This window comes from Bacillus sp. FSL W8-0640 (assembly GCF_038007725.1).
In the GTDB taxonomy this organism is placed as follows: domain Bacteria; phylum Bacillota; class Bacilli; order Bacillales; family Bacillaceae_G; genus Bacillus_A; species Bacillus_A cereus.
Genome location: NZ_JBBOXT010000001.1, coordinates 4,131,987 through 4,155,141 on the forward strand (window position 1 = coordinate 4,131,987; position 23,155 = coordinate 4,155,141).

Sequence of the window (23,155 nt, forward strand, 5' to 3'; positions counted from 1 at the left end):
AAGGGTTCCCCCTTCCTCTTTTCATATTTCACAACTTATATCATCTTCGCTTCGTATTTGTGCTTTTTTACAAGCCAAGCTCCTCCGATAACACCTGCATCATTACCAAGTGTTGCAATAGCTAACTTCGTGCTCTTTACAGCACGTGAGAAGGCGTATTGCTCGAAATAGCGTTGAATTGGTTCTAATAGCGCATCTCCAGCTTTAGACACGCCTCCACCAATAACAATTTTCTCTGGGTTCAATGTACTAGAAAGGTTCGCTACAGCTAATCCTAAATAAGAGGCTACTTTTTCTACTACTTCACCTGCTAATTCATCACCTTGTCCAAGTGCTTCAAAGACATCTTTTGATGTAATACGTCCTTCTTCAGCTAACATAGAACGCAACATGCTCTCTTTATTAGTCTCTTGTATTTTTTGCATAGCAACACGTACAATACCTGTCGCAGATGCTACTGTTTCTAAGCAACCAGACTTCCCGCAATTACATGGGAAAGCATTTTCTGTAACGACTGTAATATGTCCAATCTCACCAGCAGCACCACTCACGCCGTGTACAATCTCACCATTGGCGATTACACCACCACCAACGCCCGTACCAAGTGTCATACAGATTAAATCTTTTGCACCTTCACCAGCACCTTTCCACATTTCACCAAGCGCTGCTAAGTTTGCATCATTATCAATAACAACAGGTAATCCTGTTTCTACTTCTAATAAATCTTTTAGCGGATAGTTTTTCCATCCTAAATTAACCGCTTCATAAATCATTCCAGACGCCACATGTACAGGACCAGGAGCTCCCATACCAATACCAATTAACTTGCTCTTCAATTCGCCTAATTCTTCTAGCTTTTTATCAATTGCTTTCGCAACATCAAGTGTAATATGTTTTCCTTGCTCACCTGTATTCGTAGGGATTTCCCACTTATGTAAAATTTCACCGTACACATTAATAAATGCTAATTTAATCGTTGTACCACCAAGGTCAACACCAACTAACCATTTCTCTTCCATGTTGCTTACCTACCTTTATCTAATTCTTATTTAGCTCTTTTTGAATTTCTTGCTTCAATAAAAATAAAGCTGTTTGATAGTCTTGTGGATCGATTAGCTGTGATTGATTTAATTCACGCAATTCATCTTGCATTAATTGTAAATCTGCAATTCGATCTCCCGTATAAATAATCGTACCAAATTTCTTTAGCAATTGCTGAATATCATAAATAGATACCATTTCATCACCCTCTATGCTCACTTACTATAAAAAATTATAATAAGAAAACGTTCACATATTTTATTATAATCAAGAAGAAAAAGTCTCGTCAATTTTTATTTGTCTATACAAGCTTATTTGTAAGCAGTGTTCCTTTTTCTGTAATAATTTTTTCTATGTTTTTATCAAATGGCTCTACCGGAATGTGTTTTACCATTTGAAAATCATACGCTAATGACAGCGTTTTCCCTTTATAATGCACGAGATAACGATCATAATAGCCACCGCCGTACCCAATTCGCTCTCCTCGTTCTGTATAAGCTACGCCTGGGACAATTTGAAGATCAATTTCATCCATATTCACTTCTTCCGTAAGCCCGGGAATCGGTTCACGTAAATTCATATACACCGTTTCTAATTGATCAAAATTATTAATTTGCCGGAAGGACATCGTTCTTGTTCCTTTATTACACTTAGGAACTACAACTTTCTTTCCTTCTTCCCAAGCTTTTTCGATAATAGGATATGTATTCACTTCATTTTCCATTGAAAGAGTAATTCCAATTGTTTTAGCTTCAACCCACTCTTTTTGCGCATACAACGAAAATGCAATCTGTTCTGATAAAGTTGTATACTGTTCTTCTGATAAAGAATTCATGTGTTCTATTATTTGTTTACGCAAACGTACTTTCTCTGCTTTCACACATTCTCCCCCTTACAGTGACACTTTACTCTATGCTGATAGTGTATCACTTTTAACATAGGAATCGAATAAAAAAAGAAACAGTAGGAAAATATTCCTACTGCTTACTTTGTTTCACGGTGTAACGTAGACTTCTTGTCACGCTTGCAATACTTTTTAAGCTCGATACGCTCAGCGTTGTTACGTTTATTTTTCTTTGAGATATAGTTACGATCTCCGCATTCTGTACATGCTAGAGTAATATTCACACGCATTCTTATTTCCCTCCAGTACTAATAACTTAAATCAGACTATACTATAATACCACTTTTAAAATAAAAATTCTACACCTTTTGATATTGTCTAATTTTTTCTATAAGATTTTTCATATTTTCCCTTGCTATTACTGGGTTTCTAGCATGTGAATACACCAAAAATTTTGGTTGTTTTATGTCAGAAACGATATAAGACCACTCTTTTTCAGTATATTTGAACTGCACTCCTTCAAATATCCCTTCTCCCTTCCTTTCTATATCATCCAATAATTTCCTCATAATTTCCCCTTTTTCATTCCATGAACATACCACTTCATCATAAAGTAAATAGAGCGGAGGTGATTGCTCTACTATGCTGAGAAACGTTTTTCCTTGCAATGCTATTAGCTCGAATAATTTTCCAATCCGATATAAAATATCTCGCTTCCACCTCACTTGAAACGATTTTCTTTCATCCTGCGTATAAAATAGAAGATAACATTCTCCTAACTTCAAAGACATTGGGTAAATATTTCCTGTCGATTCGAGCAAGAAATCTGGAATATCTACCTCTTCAAAATCTGTACCTTGGTAAATATTACTATGTTTATCGTATAACTCGAAATGATTTCCTTTCTCCGAAAACATAAGAGCCATATTCGCTTTACTTGATTTCATCAAAGCTTTCACATGATCTTTTTGTTCGCTTGCATAAATCCATGTAACTGTACAACCAAGTCTTTGCAGAAAGAGCATAAGTAAATGTTGCAACGTATCATTTCTCTTATTAATAAGAAGATGAAACTTCTGCATCTGTATTTTCTCGATATCAATATGCTCCAATATAACTTCTATATACTCATTCATAGAAACATGAACGAGCTTATTACGCCCCATTTCTTTCTCCTGCACGTAATAAAACAATTCGGACATATATATTTGTTCTATCTCTTTTTGCTGCTTATACGTTAACGGCATGCCAGCTTGACCGTATAACTTTATAACAATCTCATTCTCATTCTCCACTTGAATGAAAACACCACCTGCACATTGCAAATGATGAACACTATATTGAAAAAGTGACTCGTTCATTTCTTTACATTCCATCGTATGAATCCCTATACCATGAATAGCATGTAAAAATAAATTTTTATAAGAGGTTGTTTCTATATTTTCTTGACTTCCAATTAATATACTTTCTCCTTTTTCAAAAAGAGAACCATACGCCATCGCAATCTTCACGATAAACTGGGGAGTAATTTCAACATTCCCTCTTCCTACAATGCGGCTTTTTTGTAACCACCCTGCACTCATTTCACTCTCTTGAATACCAGCCGCTCCTACTATCGAATGACTATCAATCGCCTTATAAGGCCATAGTTTTCCTTTTTGCTTAATTACCGTACTTCTCCCGATATGACAGTGATCCGCTACAACACTTTTTTGAAACAGTGTAACATCATCTTCAACTATTGTACGCTCTCCTATTGTCGTTTCTAATAGTTCACAATACTTCCCAATGTGGGCATTCGCAAAAACAATACTTTTTTGAAGATGAGAATAACTTGAAACGATACTATTTTTCCCAATAATAGAATATGGCTCAATTACAGCTCCTGTACCAATCTTTGCTCCTTCTCCAATAAAAGAGGGGCCATGAATTTTCGTCCCTTTACCAATCGTCACCCCTTCCCCCATCCATACCATAGGTAATACTTCTGTATAAGGAATAGGTACTTGTAACTTTTTCGTTAACAAATCAAATTGTGCTTGTCGATATTGATTAAATGTGCCGATATCTAACCAATAACCTTCTGACAAATATGCGAATAACAAATTTTTGTTTGCCAATAATGGAAACACATCATGACTGAAATCAAAAAATTGCCTAGGCGGTATGTAAGAAAAGATTTCTGGCTCCATAATATATATGCCTGTATTCACAACATTAGATACTACCTCATTCCAGCCCGGCTTTTCTATATATCGTGTAACCTCCTGGTTTTTATTCATTACAACCAATCCAAATGAGAGTGGATTTTCTACTTCTTTCACAAACATTGTTACCATTCTTTTCTTTTGTTCATGAAACCTAATTCCTTCTGATAATTGAAAGTCAGTTAATGCATCCCCGCTTATCACAACAAATGTTTCATCTAAAAATTGTTCTGCTTGTTTAATACTCCCTGCTGTGCCAAGCGGAGGAGAGTCTTCAAAATAATACAAGTTAACTCCCCATTTACTACCGTCACCAAAATATTGCTTAATGGTCGTACTCATATATTGAACAGTAATTGCAATTTCACGAATACCATGCTGACGTAATAACTCAATATTATATTCTAAAACTGGTTTTTCTAATAATGGTAACATCGGCTTTGGAGTATTGCATGTTAATGGTCTAAGGCGTCTTCCTTTTCCTCCAGCTAAAATAACCCCCTTCATATACTTCAGCCTCCACTTATATAATGTTCAGTAACTCCATATACCATATGTATATTCCCTATCCCACATGAACTAGCAGCATAAACTTGATTAGTTAAACAAATCCTCATTTAGAAGACCATATAATTAAATTTCTCACCTATAAAAACGTATGTTTCAAACAACAAGAAAGCGCTTACTATAAATTGGTAAATAATACTTATTAACGACAAACATATATACTAATTTTTCCATTACATTATGATACATCTTATCATCATAAACTAAAGGAAACAACGAGCTTTTTTTGTCATGTTTTGACTAAAAAAAGCAGGTGATTTCTCATCACCTGCTTTTATTCCTACTCATTCAATAAATAATGCTTTCCTTTTACTAAATAAAAGACATTTTCAGCAATATTTGTAATATGATCTGCTACACGCTCAATATATCTCGCGACAAATGATAATTGTGTAATTTGCGTAATTGCTTCTGGTTGTTCCGGAACCGACGATATAAACTCACGAATTGCTTTTCCATATATTTCATCAACGGAATCATCCATTTCAGCAATTTGTTTCGCAAAAGTTAAATTTTCTTGTTCATATGCTTCTAACGCTAAATGCAACATCTCATTTGCAACCGCAAACATTTCATCCAGGTTGTGCAAACTAACAGCCACTTCTTTTTCCCCAAGACGAATTGTAGCCTTTGCAATATTAACAGCATGATCTGCAATACGCTCTAAATCTGTCGCTGTTTTAATTGAAATAAAAATCCTTCTTAAGTCACTTGCTACAGGTTGCTGCTTCGTAATGAGCATAAGCGCAAGATCGTTTATTTCCTCTTCTAAATTATCCATGCGGTAATCACCATCAATGACCTCTAACGCTTTCTCTACATCCCTTGTATGCAGACCTTCCATAGCCATCAATAAAGCCGCATTTGCTAATTCTCCAAGCTCGATCACCTTTTGCTGTAACGCTTTTAAATCACCTTGAAACTGTTCTCTTACCATTTTTCTTCCCCCTCAATATTATGTGCCATTATATAAAAGTGAAACTTTAATCAACCCTCATCAATCGGGATTTGATAGGCAGCAAGATCCCCTCCCTAACTTCTTTGCTTTCGCTAAATTTTAAGGTGGGGGTCTTACTGCCCGCAAATAGCGGGGTAAATCTCCTACATAGCCTCTTGCGCTTGTAATAAACCTTAAGATAAGGAGAAGTATTAGTTCTCTATTAACAGTAAGATAAAATAAGAAATGCCCTCTGTTAAGAGGGCATTTGCTCTTAGCTTTGAAACGATATCAACCAAAGCGACCTGTAATATAATCTTCTGTACGCTTATCTGAAGGAGTCGTAAATAATTTGTTTGTATCTGTATACTCCACAACTTCCCCGCTTAAGAAGAAAGCTGTTTTGTCTGAAATACGCGCTGCTTGTTGCATATTATGCGTTACGATAACAATACTAAAATCTTTCTTTAGCTCTTGAATTAATTCTTCTACTTTTAATGTTGAAATTGGGTCTAATGCCGATGTTGGCTCATCCATTAAAATAACGTCTGGCTCAATAGCTAAGCAGCGTGCGATGCATAGACGCTGTTGCTGTCCACCAGATAAACCGTATGCATTGTCGTGCAAACGATCTTTTAACTCATCCCAAATCGCTGCTCCACGTAAACTTTTTTCAACAATTTCATCTAATGTCTTTTTGTCACGAATACCATGGATTTTTGGACCGTATGCTACATTCTCATAAATAGATTTTGGAAATGGATTTGGCTTTTGGAACACCATTCCTACATGCGTTCTTAATTCTTCAACTGGATATGATTTATCAAATATATTGCGTTCTCTATATTCAATTACACCTGTAGTTCGAACAATCGGTACTAATTCTACCATGCGATTTAATGTTTTTAAGTAAGTTGATTTACCACAGCCACTTGGACCGATAATGGCTGTAACTTCATTCTCATGAATACTTAAATTAATATCTTTTAAAGCATGGTCTTCCCCATACCATAAATTTAAGTTTTTCGTATCAAATACTACCTTCTTTGGCGCAGTCTCGATTTTCTCTTCGTTTTTCACCTGTACATTTACTACTGTTGCTACCATTTGAATTCCCCTTTCATCCACTTCCAACTTATTTTCGATTTCGTAACCATAAAACAAATATATTAATAAATAGCAACAAACCTAACAAAACAATCATCCCAGCTGCTGCTACATACTGAAATTCTTCTTGTGGCCTACTCATCCAATTAAAAATTTGAATTGGTAGAACTGTAAATCTATCAAACATACTAAATGGAACATAATTTGCAAACGCAAGTGCCCCAATAACTAATAGTGGTGCAGCTTCTCCAATTGCTCTTGATATCGCTAACGTACAGCCCGTTATAATCCCTGGGAAAGCATATGGCAATACAATTTGATACATCGTTTGCCACTTCGTAGCACCTAATCCGTAAGAACTCTCTAATAATACACTTGGTACTGATCGAATTGCTTCTTGACTCGCCACAACAACTGTTGGTAAAACGAGTAGACTCATCGTCAGTGCTGCTGCAACTATACTCTCTCCTAAATGAAGAGCATATACAAAAATAGTTAAACCAAGCAATCCAAATACAACGGATGGTACTCCTGCTAACGTTTGATTATTAATCTCTATTATTTTTTTAAATAGAGATTCCTTCGCATATTGCTCTAAATAAAGTGCTGTTCCAACTCCAAATATAAAAGAAACAGGTATAACAATACTCATAAATAATATTGTCCCTGACAAAGCTGCAGCAATACCAGCTTCTTTCGGATTACGTGAAGCGAAATTTGTAAAGAAATTTATTGAAAGATAACTTATACCTTTTTCAACAATTTGAAACAGTAACAAAAACAAAATTACCATTGAAAATAAAATTGCTATATAAAATAACAATTTGTAAATTCGATCTTTTAAAAAGCGTGATGCCATGTTTTTTTGTATTTTTTTATGATTCAACATTCGCATATTATGTCATCCTCCTAAAACGGCGCATAATAGACTGCGAAATGATGTTCATAATAAAGGTAAACAAAAATAACGTTGCACCTACAGCATACATGCTGTAATACGTAATCGTTCCATGCGGAGCATCACCTAAACTTACTTGCACAATATAGGCTGTTAACGTTTGAATAGAATGTGTCGGATCAAGCGATACATTCGGTGTGGATCCTGCTGCAATTACAACAATCATCGTTTCACCAATTGCACGAGAAGCCGCTAATATAATTGCTGCCATAATCCCTGTAAAAGCGGACGGAAACACCACTTGTTTTACCATTTCAAACCGCGTCGCTCCGAGTGCTAATGAAGCTTCTTTCGTCCCTTTCGCCACAGCTCTCATCGCGTCTTCAGATAGAGATGCAACTGTAGGCATCATCATAAATCCGATAACGATTCCTGGACTAATCGCATTAAAAAACTGCAAATCTGGTATAAGCCTTTGTAAAAGCGGCGTAACAATTGTTAATGCAAAAAAACCATATACAATTGTCGGGATACCTGCTAATAGCTCTAACATCGGCTTTAATATTTTCCGTGCACTATTTGAAGCATATTCGCTTAAAAATACGGCACACGCTAAACCGATAGGAATTGCTACAAACATAGCAATTGCAGTTATAAGGAACGTTCCACATATGAGTGGTAATATACCGAATTTAGGGTCTTCAAAAAATGGTAACCATTCTTTCTCCGTCAAAAAGGAGTATAATGATATTTTTTGAAAAAACATGATTGTTTCATTAGAGAGCGTAAAAACAATTCCAAGTGTCGTCACAATAGAAACGCTAGCAATTATTTTTAGTAATAAAGGCACTATTCGATTGATTCGCTGCGTTTTTTTTCTTTGTTTTGTATTTCTTTCAATCAAATGTTGTACAGAAAATGTAATTTGACTTTTGTCATTATGAGCCAAAGATGAAAACCCCTTTCCACCCTGACATTACCTTTTTATTTCTGTTAACATACGCAGCTGTTCATTGTATTTTTCTTTTCGTAATTTTACATACCCGACCTCTTCAGCGAGGTTACCGACATGCTGAATCATAAACTCAACATAGTTTGCTACATTCATTTTATTTCGGATAGATGCATTATTCACATAAGCAAGTAGCGGCCTAGATAACGGCTTATACTTACCTGATTGAATGGTCTCTTTCGTCGGAAATACACCATTTACTTTTATTGCTTTCACCTTATCTCGATTAGCCATATAATAAGCATATCCTACAAAAGCAATGGCATGTTTATCATTCATTACCCCTTGCATAATAACTTGATCATCTTCAGACAAAGAGACTTTTTTTACAATGCGATGATTTTGTAAGATGACATTTTGAAAATAATCATACGTACCAGAGTCTACGCCTGGTGCATAAAACTTCACTTGTTCACGTGGCCATGTTGAATGAATTTGTGACCATCGCTTCTCTCTTCCATCTTCACTCCAAAGTAGTCGTAACTCGTCTACTGACATATCGTCTACCCATGTATTATGGCGATTCACAACAATCGTAAGACCGTCGTTAGCAACCTCAAAAGGTGTGAACTGAATAGAGTTTTTCTTCATTTCATTTTTCTCGACTTGTTTCATTACTCTCGAAGCATTATTTATATCTACTTCTCCTTTACTGAAACGATTAAATCCTCCCCCAGTTCCAGAAATACTGATGGAAATTTTCACGTCTGGATGCACCTTTGTATATTCCTCCGCTACTGCTTCTATAATAGGAAAAACCGTTGAGGATCCATCAACTCTCACTTCTCCCTTATCATTTAAAGCAAATGCAGTAGACATTTCAAAACAGAGGAACCATATTGATAATACGAAAATCTTAATCGGTGTACGCATCCATTTCACGTGTTCTTCCTCCTAGAAGTAACCGGAAATAACAGGATTACAGATATAAGAATACTGCTAAACTATTAATTCGGTTTTAATTGTTTGTAAAAGTTTTGTAAAGTTCCACAAAAATCAACATACGATACAATTTTAATTCAGTAGTAGCTATTCATTTCCTCTGATGATTTCCCTATAAAATATTTATCCCCTATCCCACCATATACAAGTATCATTTATAGGGCCGCGTTTTTTAAATGTTGTATACTTGTCCACATTTATTACACGATATGCATAAACCATAAAAAAAAGCACACTATCTTTTCATATAGTGTGCTTTTTTACAACTTTTTTATTCATCATCTTGATCTTTGTTTTTATTGTCTTTATCATCTTTTGGAGCTTCACCATTTACTTCTTTGTTTTTCAAATCAAAGTAAGCGTCCATAATTTCACGACCAATATATCCATTAATACCAGTCTTATCATCATGTACCCATGGAACGACAACAGAGAATGCTACTTCTGGATCTTCAAGTGGCGCATAACCTACTAATGTTAAGTTATATGTTTCCACACGTTCACCTTTTGCATTTCTACCAATCTCTTTATCTCCACCATACACAGTTTGAGCTGTACCAGTTTTCCCAGCAGCTTTATATTTTGCACCTGTAAAGTACTTTGTAGCTGTACCACCTGAATCATTATACACTTGTCTAAATCCTTCTTGAACACGTTTAATTTGCGATTCTGGCATATCAATACGATTTAATACTTTCGGTTCCATAGATTGAACAACTTTCCCAACTTCATCTGGTTTCACTGCCGGTTGACGAATTTCTTTTACAACTTGTGGTTGCATACGATATCCACCATTGGCAATCGTCGAAATATATTGCGCTAATTGAAGCGGTGTATACGTATCATACTGTCCAATTGATAAATCTAGTAAGAAACCTGGTTGACTACTCTTACCCATCTGACCAGCAGATTCATTCGGTAAATCAATTCCTGTTTTTACACCAAGTCCAAACTGTCCGAAATAATAACGCATCGTATCAAATGCTTTTTGAGGTATATCTAACGTACCACCTCTCACATATGGAACACCGGCGATATTCATCGCTGTTTTAAACATATAAACGTTAGAAGACATTTTTAAAGCTGTAAGGTCATTAATGTATCCCATCGTTTTCCAAGACGACTTCGTAGGTGTACCTTTTAATTTAATTGGTTCATCCAATTGTACTGCCCCTGGTTGAATCGCACCAGTTTGATATCCAGTAAGTACTGTTGCACCTTTTACAGTTGACCCCATCGGATAAGAACTTGTCATGGTACCTAATGCAAAGTCATTTACTTTCGTTTGACCATCTTCGTTAACTAATTGTTTCCCCGCCATAGATAAAACTTCACCATTTTTTGGGTTCATCATTACAACAAATGCGCGATCTAAAAGAGGTTCACTTCCTTTAAACCTCATTAAATTCTTCGCAAGAATATCTTCCACGCGCTTTTGTAATTCCATATCAATTGTTAAGTTCAGGTCATTACCACTTTGTCCTTTTGATACATTAATCGTTTCTAAAATATTACCGTTTTTATCTGTAACATTTCTAACTTCTGCTTTCGTACCATGCAGGCTATCTTCATACTGTTGTTCAAGATAACTTTTTCCTACTCGGTCATTTCGATTGTAATCACGAACAAGATAGTAATCTAGTCTTTCTCTCGGTAAGCCTTCATCAGATGTCGACACCCCACCAAGTACACTTCGGAATAAATCATCGTACGTATATTTTCGCTCCCAATCAACATTCGTATCTACACCTGGTAATGCTGCTAGGTTTTCACTAATAATCGAATATTCCTTTTCTGTAGCATCCTTTTTAATAACTTGAGGTGTCATTGCATATCCGCCGTCCATCTTACTCTTAATCGCTAGTATTTCTAGATCTTTGGCGGATAATTGATTAATCTCTTCTTCTGTTACACGACTTCGCTGACGCTCGTCTAATTCTTTATCATCAATTTTTTTATCTTTAAACTCTTGACGATCTTTATTCGTAATTTTTTCTTTAGCTTCCTCTTTATGCATAGCAAGCCAATAATCTTTTTTATCGCGATCTGTTAATTTATCTGTCGGTACTTCAATCAAATCTGCTAGCTTTTTCGCTGTTTCTAAGCGATCCTCTGCAGTTGATCCTTTCATTTTTGTAAATGTAATAGTACGAATGGCTGCATTATCTACTACAGGTCGCCCATAACGGTCAAATATTTTCCCACGCGGTACAGGATTACTTATCGTTGAGTTTTCTTTCTTCTCCACTTCATTCTTATATTCTTCACCGCGAACAATTTGTACATATCCGAGCCTTACAATAACCGCGGAGAACATTAAAAACACGCAGAAAAACAACACGTTTAATCGAAAAGGAACGTGGGTCTTTTTCTTATTTTGCTTCTGCTTCTTGCTCATACAAACCCCCTCTACCAACAGCTATGTAATGTGAAAGGGACACCTTCATACAGGTGTCCTCACTGCTGTCTTATATCTTTTTCTATTCTAGCATAAAACAAACGAGAAGTTAACCTTCTGGTTCAGTTTGGTTTTGCGCGTTCCCTTGCGTTACAACACTTGTTTTACTCGCATTTCCCTCATCATATTTGACATTTTTAACTGCAAAATAAATAAGAAAATGTCCAGCACCTAAAATACATAATAAGTAAGGTAAACTTTTTTCAGGTGGAAAGAATAGTACAGCACATAAAAAACTTAAAATGGAACAGATTCTTCCGGCGTTTAACCATAACTCCCGAACAACGACATATTCCACACGCCATTCTCTCGCATTTTTTGCTCTACCAATTACGTCATATGTCATTGATCCGTACGGAACAAGTAAAATAGGGTATGCAATCGCAATACATGCTGCATAAATAAGTAATTTCGTGTATGTAACATTGAAAATAACTAAAAAGACGACAGCATATAAAATAATGCCTCCAAGTAAAATTGCTTTTTTTCGCCACTCTTTCTTTAACATACGAGCAACTAAGTAATAACATACAAAGGATACAGCAGAGTTCACTAAACTGTATTTCCCTAATGCGAACTCACTATTAGTTGCTAAATAAACATATACTGAAATGACAAAAATAAACGTTCCTTCTCTCAATCCTTGGAAAAAATGAGCTCGTGTAATCTTTCCCCAATTTTTATCAATCCGTCGTTCTTTCAATACTTGCACGATTTCATAACGCCCTTCACATTCTCTTTTAGATAAAAAGAAGCTTAAGACGATAGCAATTGCAAATAGAACTAATGAAAGAAAGAATATAACAGTATAACCACTCCATTTCTCCATACGTGAAATTGTGTATCCTGCTGCTATTGGTCCGATCATCCCAGAGAAGGATGTAAGAAGTCCAAGAAACCCATTAAAGAAATCTCTTGTTTCTGGTTCTGTAATTTCAAATGTCAATAAGTTAAAAGCCAACCAGTAAAAACCGTATCCTACTCCTAAAAGAGCCCCCATTAATAAAATATACTGAGAAGCACTTTTTCCTGCTACTAAGACAACGATAAAAAAAATTGCGAGCGTTCCTACCCCTATTCGTAATAAAATCGAGCGATCGATACGTTTCGCTAATTTCCCCCCTACAAGAAATGTGAGAGGCTGTAATACCACGCTTGCTAAATTATACAAGCCAAGATTCACATAATTTTGTGTTTGTTTCCATAAATAAATATTTACAAACGTATTCGATAAAGAAATTGCGAGCGTGTATAAACCTCCTATAAGGAGCAATAACACTAAATCCCGATTCACTTCAACGTCACCAATTATATGTTTCCATTTCATACACAACTCTCCTTTACTTCATGTTCTAGTCTTCCAAAGACAAGCCCAATTATGTAAAAGGAAAGCATAGAAAAAAGCTAGGGGCTCCCCCCTAGCTTTTTCTATATTTATTACAATTATTTTGCTTCTTGGTAACGTTTTTCAGCAGCGTTCCAATCTACAACGTTCCAGAATGCACCGATGTAGTCTGGACGACGGTTTTGGTAGTTTAAGTAGTAAGCATGCTCCCAAACATCTAAACCGATAACTGGCGTTTTACCTTCAGTTAAAGGAGAATCTTGGTTTGGAGTGCTTGTTACTTCTAACTCACCATTGTTTACTACTAACCAAGCCCAACCAGAACCGAAGCGAGTTGCGCCAGCTTTTGCGAATTCTTCTTTGAATGCATCGAAGCTACCGAATTTTGCTTCAATTGCAGTTGCAAGTTCACCTACAGGTTGTCCTCCGCCATTTGGAGATAGGATTGTCCAGAAGAATGTATGGTTAGCATGTCCGCCACCATTGTTACGTACTGCTGTACGGATTCCTTCTGGTACTTCGTTTAAGTTTGCAACTAATTCTTCTACGCTTTTGTCAGCTAATTCTGCATGACCTTCTAAAGCAGCGTTTAAGTTTGTAATGTACGTGTTGTGATGTTTTGTATGATGGATGTTCATTGTTTCTTTGTCAAAGTGAGGCTCTAAAGCATCATACGCATAAGGTAAATTTGGTAATTCGTGTTTTGCCATTGTTATATTCCTCCCAGTTTATGTATTGCCACTTAAGTGACATACAACTTCATTCTACCCTAATTGCCATAGGGTGCAAACAAATAAATCACATTGTCTTGCTATCATTAAAGTAGCAAAATTCCCACTTCTTTTCAATTAAAATGCTCATATATTCCGTAAAAAAAGCTTCCTTCTACAAGGAAGCTTCCTGCTAACATAATAAACATGTGAAATGGATATGGACCCTGTAGGACTCGAACCTACGACCGGACGGTTATGAGCCGTCTGCTCTAACCAGCTGAGCTAAGGGTCCACAATTATGTATGTAACAACATATCAAATAAAGGAATTCCTATCGGATATGCTCTTTAAGAAATGTAAGATAAATTTACCATATAGAAAAGAAAAGTGTCAATTGTATTTTTCTTATTTAAAAGAAGAAAGTTAATAAAAGAAATTTAGTTATCTCCACTATATGTAAATATAATATATCTTGAGATTCTCTAGATTACTACGTTACAATGATTTTATACATACATAAAGGAAGTGAATCTATGTCCATATTTACCCAATTCGTAAAAAGCATATACTCGCCTAAAGATATGGCGCTATTCCGTTTTCAAAAAATCGGTAAAACCATTTTGTATATTATGCTACTTTGCTTAATTACTACTATTCCAAGAACTTTTTTGTACGGTAGTTTTATCCAAGATGGTGTAAGCATGGTAAATCAAGTCATCGATAAAGATTTACCTGATTTTAAAATTGAAAATGGCGAACTAAAAGCCGATATTGATCAACCTATTGAAAAAGAAGAAGGAAATGCACTTTTCGTATTTGATCCAAATTCAACAGACCTAGAAAAATATCAAAATAAAACAGGTTTATTTGTTTTAAAAGATAAAGTAGTCTCTATGGGAAATGGTCAAATACAAACGTATTCTTATAACGATTTGTTAGGTGCATCTCTTGAGAAAAAAGATCTACAAGAATTTATTTCTTTATTCGATAATATTTATCCAATTTTATTATTTGTTATTGGATTCTTAGTGTACCTATTCCAATTATTCATCACTTTTGTAGGTGTGACTTTACTTGCGTTCATCGGTTCTGCTATGAGCGGTCAACGTAAACTATCCTATAAACAAGTTTGGACACTAACTGCATACAGCTACACAATCCCAACAATCTTCTTTATGATTATGGATGCATGTAAGATTGTCGTACCTGGATCAACATTCATCTATATCGCAGTTGTTTTAATTGTTCTGTACTTAACGATTAAAGAAGTTCCAAAACCGAAAGAAAAATAAGAACGAAAAAAAATGCCTAAATAGGCATTTTTTTTTTGGACAAGCATATATTCCTAGCAAAGGAGTGAAGAATATGAAGAGATTAGGTATATTCCTATTCGTGCTTGTTCTCGGTTATATATTTTATTACGATATAAAAATCGGTACTTTACCGATGTTAAGTTCATATAAAAAAACAACTGCTGCTCAAACGATTAAAAAAGAAAACACAGACAGTCAGCAGAATAAAGAGAACAAAACAGAAAAAGAAACGGATGTATCTTATAAAACAATTGAAGTAAAAACTGGTGAGACAGTTCTTTCTATTACAGAACAAATTAACAAGAAAAAAATTCCTTCCATAGAAAAAGTCATTGACGACTTTAAACAATTAAACAAAAGTACATCTGCTACAAAAATACAAATTGGAAAGTCTTATAAATTCCCCTTATATCAATAAGCTATCACTTAATCCTTGTCAATTACATAAAGGCGCTGATACAATAGTAAAAGTGAAACCGAGTACTTCGGTTTCTATAGCCCTATATCACGTATACTATCATTGATATGAGGGACTAAATAAGAAACTTCTTTTATAAGGAGAGCGATCTATTCGTGAATGAAATGACTCATCGTACAAAAACACGTCCAGTTAAAGTCGGTAATTTAACAATCGGCGGTAATAATGAATTAATTATACAAAGTATGACAACAACAAAAACACATGATGTTGAAGCAACAGTTGCTGAAATTAAGCGTTTAGAAGAAGCCGGCTGTCAAGTCGTCCGCGTTGCCGTTCCAGATGAACGCGCAGCAGATGCTATTGCTGATATAAAAAAACAAATCAACATTCCACTTGTTGCTGATATTCATTTTGATTATCGCCTTGCTTTAAAAGCAATTGAAGGCGGCATTGATAAAGTACGTATCAATCCAGGTAACATTGGTCGTCGCCATAAAGTAGAAGCTGTTGTAAATGCAGCAAAAGAGCGCGGTATTCCAATCCGTATTGGTGTAAACGCTGGTTCATTAGAGCGTCATATTTTAGAAAAGTATGGGTACCCAACTGCAGATGGTATGGTTGAGAGCGCGCTACATCATATTAAAATTTTAGAGGACCTAGATTTCCACGATATTATCGTATCTATGAAAGCCTCTGATGTTAACTTAGCAATTGAAGCATACGAGAAAGCTGCTCGTGCTTTTGATTATCCATTACATTTAGGTATTACAGAATCTGGAACATTGTTTGCCGGAACTGTAAAAAGTGCTGCTGGTCTTGGAGCAATCTTAAATAAAGGCATCGGAAATACACTACGTATTTCATTAAGTGCTGATCCAGTTGAAGAAGTAAAAGTTGCTCGTGAACTATTAAAATCATTCGGTCTTGCGTCTAACGCAGCAACACTTATCTCTTGTCCAACTTGTGGTCGTATTGAAATTGATTTAATTAGCATCGCTAACGAAGTGGAAGAATACATCTCTACACTTCAAGTACCAATTAAAGTTGCAGTACTTGGTTGCGCTGTAAATGGCCCTGGTGAAGCTCGTGAAGCTGATATCGGTATTGCCGGTGCACGTGGAGAGGGATTATTATTCCGTAAAGGGCAAGTCGTTCGTAAAGTACCAGAAGAAACAATGGTAGAAGAACTGAAAAAAGAAATCGACGTAATTGCTGCTGAAATGGCTGCTGAACGAGAAAAAGAAAAAGAGACACAAGAACAATAAAAAGAAGGTTGCCACAACATTTGTGAGCAACCTTCTTTTCTACGTAAAAAAGCTCGTCAGTTATATAACCGACGAGCTTTTACTTTGCACATTTTGGACAACGACCATATATTTCAAACTTATGCCCCGTTACTTCATAACCGGTAAAATCTTTATTCATAAAATCCATTGGGCAGGAAGTAATCTCTTTCGTTCCCCCACAATCCAAACAAATAAAATGATGATGATGTTCCATAATAGAACAAGTAAAACGAAAATGTTTTTCACCATTTAATTCCGTTTGTTCTAAAACACCAATCTCAGCAAAAACTGTTAAGTTACGATAAATCGTATCAAAACTAAGCCCCGGATAATCGTCCTTCATATGCTCTAAAACGTCTTTCGCAGTTAAATAACGATTATGTGCTGCAAATAATCTGAGCATCTCTTCTCTTTTTCCAGTATGTTTGTATCCTTTTTCTTTCATTAGGCGTAAAGCTTCTGTTAGATTCATACCTATCCCTACTTTATGCAGTTTTTTTCTTCTTCCATAAAATCGCACCGATTAAAATAAGAACTGCTATCATAACAATTGTACCACCTGGCGCTAGATCAAGTTGATACGAAGCAAACATTCCACCAATTACTGCAATTTCACCAAATAAAATGGAAAAGAAAATTGTTTGTTTAAATCCTTTAGCAATACGAATACTTGCTGCAACTGGTAACGTCATTAATGATGATACAAGAAGAACCCCCACTACACGCATTGATACTGCAATGACAAGAGCAACTAATATAATGAAAATAAAGTGAATCCATTTCGCTCTTAAACCAGTTGATACTGCGTATTCCTCATCAAATGATAATAGAAACAGCTCTTTATATAATAAAATAATTGTCGCAACAACAACAATTGCTACAATCCCAATAATAATTAAATCTGTACTTGTTACAGCACTGACACTACCAAATAAATAACTAAATAAGTCTGTGTTAAATCCATTTGCAAGTGAAATGAAAATAACTCCAACCCCCATACCTGCCGAAAGGATAATTGGAATTGCTAATTCTTGATAGTGCTTATATACAGTTCGTAACTTTTCGATTAGTAGCGCTCCACCAATCGAGAAAATCATCCCCATATATAAGGGGTTTAAAAACCCACCTGTAAAAATGGTTTTTTCAAGTAATAAACTTGCTGCAATACCCGATAACGTCACGTGACTTAATGCATCCGCAATAAGAGATAAACGACGAATAACAACAAACACACCAATTAGCGGTGCAACAAGTCCAATTAAAATACCTGCGTATAAAGAATTACGTAAAAAGTCATATTGTAAAAAATCTTGTATCATTATATCCTCCCGTGATGCTCATGTTCGTGTTCTAAACGATGAACATGATGTCCATATAAGACGGACATTTCTGCATCTTCTAACTCTCGGAACTTCTCTACATTTCCATGGAAATGTAGATGTTGGTTTAGGCATGCAACATGTGTTACTTTTTCAGTAACAGCTCCCATATCATGAGTAACAAGAATTAATGTGATCCCGAGCCTTTTGTTTAAATCCTCTAATATTTCGTAAAAACTTTCCACATTTTTCACATCGATTCCAACAGTAGGCTCGTCCAAAATAAGCAATTCAGGATCACTAACGAGCGCACGAGCAATAAATACACGCTGTTGCTGTCCACCAGAAAGCTCTCCAATGTTACGACCTTGAAACTCACTCATCCCTACATCAGCAATTGCTTTTTCTACCTTTTTCTTATCCTCTTTTGTGAAAAAGCGAAAAAGCCCTTTTTTCGAAACAAGTCCCATTGACACAACTTCAGAAACAGTTGCTGGAAAACCAGAATTGAAACTATTTGCCTTTTGGGATACATAACCAACTTTGTTCCATTCCTTAAACTTCTTACTATCAACGCCAAACACGCGAATGCTTCCTTCTTTTGGCTTTAAAACACCTAATAAACACTTAAGTAAAGTTGATTTACCTGAACCATTCGGTCCCACTAAACCTAAAAAAGCTCCCTTCGGAACTTGCAAATTAATATTTTCTAACACATTCCGATCTTCGTATCGGAATGTTAAACCTTCAATTTCTAATATATTATTCATAGCATCTCACCTATTTTAATTCAGAATGATTCCGATTTATATCTATTTGAATTATAGTACAGCTTATTATAGTTGTAAACCAATCTGCCTAAAATATATCTATTTTTTCAAGAAACCTTACTATTATAACAAAAAGCAGAGAAAAATTCTCTGCTTTCGAAAAATATTCCTATAAACTTTTTAGTGAATAGCCGATTTAAACTTACCACCATTTGTCTCTTGCGTGCTCATAATCGTAACAAACGCATTTTCATCAATTTCATGCACAATTGATTTTAACTTCGTCACTTCTAGACGCGTTACAACTGCATAAATAACTTCTTTTTCTTTATCCGTGTAACCACCTTTCGCTACAAGCTTTGTAGTTCCACGGCCAAGACGATGCAAAATCGCGTTTGATACTTCCTCATATTGATCAGATACAATTAAAACCGCCTTCGTTTCATCTAGCCCTTGAATTACTGTATCGATCGTTTTAAATGCGATATAGTACGTCATAACAGAATACATCGCTTGTTCCACACCAAACACAAATGCTGCCCATGCAAAAATAAATAAGTTCACAAACATTACGAATTCACCAACAGAGAACGGTAATTTCTTCGTTAATAAAATCCCCATAATTTCAGTTCCATCTAGCGATCCACCATGACGAATTACAAGTCCTACACCAAGACCTAAAATAAGACCACCAAACACTGTCGCTAAAATAGGTTCTGTTGTAAATGGTGGTACCGCATGTAACGTTGACTCAATGAAAGCTAATGCTACAATACCAAATGTCGAAGATAACATAAATGTTTTTCCAATTTGCTTATAACCGGAATACATAAATGGGATATTGAGAACAACGACTAAAGTAGAAAAACTTAACCACCAAATGTTAGGAGTAAGATAATCTAATATAAGAGAAATACCAATAATTCCACCATCAATAATTTTATTTGGCATTAAAAATAGTTCAATTGCTACCGCCGCGCATGCTGCTCCAAAAATAATCATAACTAAACGATAAATGAGATGAATAACACTTTCTTTTCGATGTTGCTTTTGCTCCATAAGTCCTCCCTTTACTCTTTTTCTGTAGTTTTGTCCTTATATTATAACATACGCTTCTTTTCCTCATGAAAAAAGAAACTCCATACGAATATGTACAAGCTATATGCTCATATATTTCGATAGAAGAACGCGTGAAGGAGGATAATAAGATGAACCTCATTAAACAAATTGTTAATAAAAAATTAAATCATATTTCTACAAAAGAGTTATTAAAATATAGCAAAGAATATGAAGTTCCCATTACAGCCGCACAAGCTGATCAAATCGTTTTACTTATGAAGGGTAAAAATATTAATATTTACGATAACAACGAGCGACTAGAGCTCTTAAAACAAATCGCAAAAGTAACTTCCCCTGCCACTGCCCAACAAGTAAATACATTATTTCAGCAACTACTAAAATAAGGAGGGGATTTCCCCCTCCTTATTGCGCTTTAATTTTTTCAAGAAGCCCTTCATCAAAAGTGCCGTTTTTCAGCATTTCGATTTCCAATTTGTATGGCGGCTTCTTATCTTTTTTATCTTCCCCTACATACGGTGTTTCAAGAATTTTTGGTACATGCATTAACTGTGGATGATGTACAATGTGATGCAATGCTTTATACCCAATGTGACCAAATCCAATGTTTTCATGACGGTCTTTTCCTGCTCCGCGTATATTTTTACTATCATTAATATGAAGTACTTGTAAACGATCTATACCAACGATCTTATCAAATTCGTTTAATACGCCGTCAAAGTCATTTACAATATCATATCCTGCATCGTGCGTATGACATGTATCAAAGCATACAGATAGCTTTTCATTATATTTTACACCATCAATAATTTTTGCAATTTCTTCAAAGCTACGACCGCATTCTGTTCCCTTTCCTGCCATCGTCTCTAACGCAATGTTAACCGTCTGTTCTGGCGTTAATACTTCATTAAGCCCTTTAATAATTTGTTGAATACCAGCATCCGCTCCAGCACCAACGTGCGCTCCTGGGTGAAGAACAATTTGTTTCGCTACACCTAATGCCGATGTTCTTTCAATTTCCATGCGAAGAAAGTCTACGCCTAATTGGAATGTTTCTGGCTTCGTCGTATTCCCAACATTAATAATATACGGCGCATGGACGATAATTTCCTCAATTCCGTTCAGCTCCATATGTTTTCTTCCTGCTTCTATGTTCAATTCTTCAATTGGTTTTCTTCGTGTATTTTGCGGTGCACCTGTATAAATCATAAACGTTGTTGCACCGTATGAAACAGCCTCTTCACTTGCTGCTAATAACATTTTCTTACCACTCATGGAAACATGAGATCCAATCTTTAACATACAATCACCTCTTCAATATACAATAGATATAATGATAGCATAATTTGTAGAAATATGTAGTGAATTGTTTGTTCACAAAAGATGCACTACACAAATTTATATGACTATTTATACAGACTATACTTTTCATTTAAATTAGCTGGATTAAGTGAAACTTTAATCAATACTTTTCTATCCATATTGATTACACCTCCCACAAATAGCGGGATAAAAAAAAGATAAGGGAAACCCCTTATCTTTTTTTATTGCCATATTTTTTCTTCACTTTGTCACGTTCTGTTGCAAGTTTACGTTTATAGTTTGGTTTTACTTTTTTCGGTTTTTTAATAACTTTCGTTGCCATAACATCAAGTTCGTCATTTGGTTTTTTACGGCTCTTACGACGACGACGCTCACCTAAATCGGCCCACTCATCTCCGCGTAAATCTACATGCTTGAACTCAATATGACGTTGTTTTTCTAAACTATCTAACGCTTCTTCGTTTGCTGGATCATATATCGTCACTGCAATACCAGAATGCCCCGCACGTGCTGTTCTTCCAACGCGGTGAACGAAGAAATCTAAATCTGATGGTAGCTCATAGTTAATAACATGGCTAATCCCTTCAATATCAATACCACGTGCTGCTAAATCAGTCGCAACAATATATTGGAATTCAAGGTCACGAATTTGTTTCATCATTTTTTTACGATCACGTGGTGATAAATCCCCGTGAATTCGTCCAACTTTTAAGCCGCGTTCCATTAATCCATCAGCAACTTGGTCTGCCATCTTTTTCGTATTCGTGAAAACAACTGCTAAATACGGTTTAAATTGAAGTAGCATTTTATGCACTAAATCAATTTTATTACGATGTTTAGAAGGCACTAAATAGTGTTCAATGTTTCCAGCTGCAACTTGTTTTGGATTGATATGAATATGCTCTGGATTCTCCATATACTTCTTCAGAAACGGTTTTAGTTTTTGAGGAATTGTTGCAGAGAAAACTAACATTTGCAAGTTTTTAGGCATGCGTGCTGCAATTTTATCTACATCATGAATGAATCCCATATCAAGCATTAAGTCTGCTTCATCGACAATAATCGTATTTGCTTTATGAACAAATAATGCTTGCTCTTCTACTAAATCTTTAATACGTCCTGGTGTTCCAACTACGATATGAGGTTGTTTTTTCAACTTTTCAATTGAGCGTTGTTTATCAGTTCCACCAATTAAACAACGTGCTGTAATCATTTGGTCTTCCGCACAAAACTTTGTTAATTTCACGATTTCTTCGTAAATTTGTTGTGCTAACTCACGAGTAGGCGCTGTAATAACAAGTTGTACTTCTTCACGACTTGCATTAATTCTGTTTAATGTAGGAAGTAAGTATGCATGTGTTTTCCCAGAACCTGTTTGGGATTGTCCAATTACACTTACACCTTTTTTCACGACCGGGAAAATTTTCTGCTGAATTCCTGTCGGCTCTGTAAAGCGTAGTTCACGAACTGCATCTATTAAAAATGGTTTAAAATCATACTGTGTAAAAGTTTGTTGTGTCATAAGTTACACCTTCTTTCTAAAATTTCTACTGCGCGCACAAATCAGTCAAGTCT

General features: G+C 35.6%; 23 protein-coding genes and 1 tRNA gene. 4 read left to right on the forward strand and 20 right to left on the reverse strand.

The features are described 5' to 3' along the window. Positions 1-35 precede the first annotated feature (35 nt). From glcK to N2V80_RS21410, 14 genes are all read right to left on the reverse strand, one after another. A complete protein-coding gene (gene glcK / locus N2V80_RS21345; RefSeq protein WP_000391701.1) occupies positions 36-1,019 on the reverse strand; it encodes a glucokinase in 984 nt (327 codons plus the stop codon). A gap of 19 nt (positions 1,020-1,038) precedes the next feature. Next, positions 1,039-1,239, reverse strand: a complete 201-nt coding sequence (locus tag N2V80_RS21350; protein ID WP_000253699.1) for a YqgQ family protein — start codon at positions 1,237-1,239, stop codon at positions 1,039-1,041. Between the two features lie 103 nt (positions 1,240-1,342). Continuing rightward, positions 1,343-1,921: a 5-formyltetrahydrofolate cyclo-ligase gene (locus N2V80_RS21355; protein ID WP_000642751.1), complete on the reverse strand. Its 579-nt coding sequence runs from the start codon at positions 1,919-1,921 to the stop codon at positions 1,343-1,345. 104 nt (positions 1,922-2,025) lie between these two features. Beyond that, entirely contained in the window at positions 2,026-2,175 is a 150-nt protein-coding gene (gene rpmG / locus N2V80_RS21360; protein WP_001265616.1) for a 50S ribosomal protein L33, read from the reverse strand. A gap of 69 nt (positions 2,176-2,244) precedes the next feature. Continuing rightward, positions 2,245-4,599: a sugar phosphate nucleotidyltransferase gene (locus N2V80_RS21365; RefSeq protein WP_000679343.1), complete on the reverse strand. Its 2,355-nt coding sequence runs from the start codon at positions 4,597-4,599 to the stop codon at positions 2,245-2,247. A 340-nt stretch (positions 4,600-4,939) separates the two neighbouring features. Then, positions 4,940-5,596, reverse strand: a complete 657-nt coding sequence (gene phoU, locus N2V80_RS21370) for a phosphate signaling complex protein PhoU (protein ID WP_000251243.1) — start codon at positions 5,594-5,596, stop codon at positions 4,940-4,942. 291 nt (positions 5,597-5,887) lie between these two features. After that, on the reverse strand, positions 5,888-6,703 hold the full coding sequence (gene pstB, locus N2V80_RS21375; RefSeq protein WP_000226681.1) for a phosphate ABC transporter ATP-binding protein: 816 nt from the start codon (positions 6,701-6,703) through the stop codon (positions 5,888-5,890). A 28-nt stretch (positions 6,704-6,731) separates the two neighbouring features. Further along, positions 6,732-7,598, reverse strand: a complete 867-nt coding sequence (pstA, locus tag N2V80_RS21380; RefSeq protein WP_061654479.1) for a phosphate ABC transporter permease PstA — start codon at positions 7,596-7,598, stop codon at positions 6,732-6,734. A gap of 1 nt (position 7,599) precedes the next feature. Next, a complete protein-coding gene (gene pstC / locus N2V80_RS21385; protein ID WP_000940912.1) occupies positions 7,600-8,550 on the reverse strand; it encodes a phosphate ABC transporter permease subunit PstC in 951 nt (316 codons plus the stop codon). A gap of 27 nt (positions 8,551-8,577) precedes the next feature. Continuing rightward, complete coding sequence (locus N2V80_RS21390) at positions 8,578-9,495, reverse strand: PstS family phosphate ABC transporter substrate-binding protein (protein WP_000871817.1); 918 nt, start codon at positions 9,493-9,495, stop codon at positions 8,578-8,580. A gap of 331 nt (positions 9,496-9,826) precedes the next feature. Next, entirely contained in the window at positions 9,827-11,953 is a 2,127-nt protein-coding gene (locus N2V80_RS21395) for a peptidoglycan D,D-transpeptidase FtsI family protein (RefSeq protein WP_000038982.1), read from the reverse strand. A gap of 109 nt (positions 11,954-12,062) precedes the next feature. After that, on the reverse strand, positions 12,063-13,340 hold the full coding sequence (locus N2V80_RS21400) for an MFS transporter (protein WP_000871383.1): 1,278 nt from the start codon (positions 13,338-13,340) through the stop codon (positions 12,063-12,065). 116 nt (positions 13,341-13,456) lie between these two features. Further along, positions 13,457-14,068, reverse strand: coding sequence for a superoxide dismutase [Mn] (sodA, locus tag N2V80_RS21405; RefSeq protein WP_001052035.1), 612 nt, complete (start codon positions 14,066-14,068; stop codon positions 13,457-13,459). 221 nt (positions 14,069-14,289) lie between these two features. Further along, positions 14,290-14,363: transfer RNA gene (locus N2V80_RS21410), tRNA-Ile, on the reverse strand. Positions 14,364-14,604: 241 nt separating this feature from the next. Here N2V80_RS21410 and yqgB point away from each other — a divergent pair. From yqgB to ispG, 3 genes are all read left to right on the forward strand, one after another. Then, the gene (yqgB, locus tag N2V80_RS21415; RefSeq protein WP_000021899.1) at positions 14,605-15,363 is read left to right on the forward strand and encodes a protein YqgB; all 759 of its coding nucleotides are present in this window, start codon (positions 14,605-14,607) and stop codon (positions 15,361-15,363) included. Positions 15,364-15,436: 73 nt separating this feature from the next. After that, positions 15,437-15,802: a protein YqfZ gene (yqfZ, locus tag N2V80_RS21420; RefSeq protein ID WP_000825416.1), complete on the forward strand. Its 366-nt coding sequence runs from the start codon at positions 15,437-15,439 to the stop codon at positions 15,800-15,802. A gap of 164 nt (positions 15,803-15,966) precedes the next feature. Continuing rightward, positions 15,967-17,070: a flavodoxin-dependent (E)-4-hydroxy-3-methylbut-2-enyl-diphosphate synthase gene (gene ispG, locus N2V80_RS21425; protein WP_153577907.1), complete on the forward strand. Its 1,104-nt coding sequence runs from the start codon at positions 15,967-15,969 to the stop codon at positions 17,068-17,070. A 79-nt stretch (positions 17,071-17,149) separates the two neighbouring features. Here the strand turns inward: ispG and N2V80_RS21430 are convergent, their stop codons facing one another. The 4 genes from N2V80_RS21430 to N2V80_RS21445 form a co-directional block, all read right to left on the reverse strand. Further along, positions 17,150-17,563 (reverse strand): Fur family transcriptional regulator, encoded by a 414-nt coding sequence (locus N2V80_RS21430; RefSeq protein ID WP_001054516.1) that lies wholly within the window; start codon positions 17,561-17,563, stop codon positions 17,150-17,152. A gap of 13 nt (positions 17,564-17,576) precedes the next feature. Continuing rightward, positions 17,577-18,410: a metal ABC transporter permease gene (locus N2V80_RS21435; protein ID WP_000613815.1), complete on the reverse strand. Its 834-nt coding sequence runs from the start codon at positions 18,408-18,410 to the stop codon at positions 17,577-17,579. After that, positions 18,410-19,180 (reverse strand): metal ABC transporter ATP-binding protein, encoded by a 771-nt coding sequence (locus N2V80_RS21440; protein ID WP_001059662.1) that lies wholly within the window; start codon positions 19,178-19,180, stop codon positions 18,410-18,412. The genes N2V80_RS21435 and N2V80_RS21440 overlap by 1 nt, the downstream gene beginning before the upstream one ends. 180 nt (positions 19,181-19,360) lie before the next feature. Then, on the reverse strand, positions 19,361-20,239 hold the full coding sequence (locus N2V80_RS21445) for a YitT family protein (protein WP_000435963.1): 879 nt from the start codon (positions 20,237-20,239) through the stop codon (positions 19,361-19,363). 149 nt (positions 20,240-20,388) lie between these two features. Between N2V80_RS21445 and N2V80_RS21450 the strand changes: the two genes are divergently transcribed. Continuing rightward, complete coding sequence (locus N2V80_RS21450; protein ID WP_001048954.1) at positions 20,389-20,643, forward strand: DUF2624 domain-containing protein; 255 nt, start codon at positions 20,389-20,391, stop codon at positions 20,641-20,643. Positions 20,644-20,662: 19 nt separating this feature from the next. Here the strand turns inward: N2V80_RS21450 and N2V80_RS21455 are convergent, their stop codons facing one another. Both N2V80_RS21455 and N2V80_RS21460 read right to left on the reverse strand, forming a co-directional pair. After that, positions 20,663-21,559 (reverse strand): deoxyribonuclease IV, encoded by an 897-nt coding sequence (locus N2V80_RS21455; protein ID WP_000912456.1) that lies wholly within the window; start codon positions 21,557-21,559, stop codon positions 20,663-20,665. A gap of 232 nt (positions 21,560-21,791) precedes the next feature. Beyond that, positions 21,792-23,102, reverse strand: coding sequence for a DEAD/DEAH box helicase (locus tag N2V80_RS21460; protein WP_000194015.1), 1,311 nt, complete (start codon positions 23,100-23,102; stop codon positions 21,792-21,794). Positions 23,103-23,155: the final 53 nt, after the last annotated feature.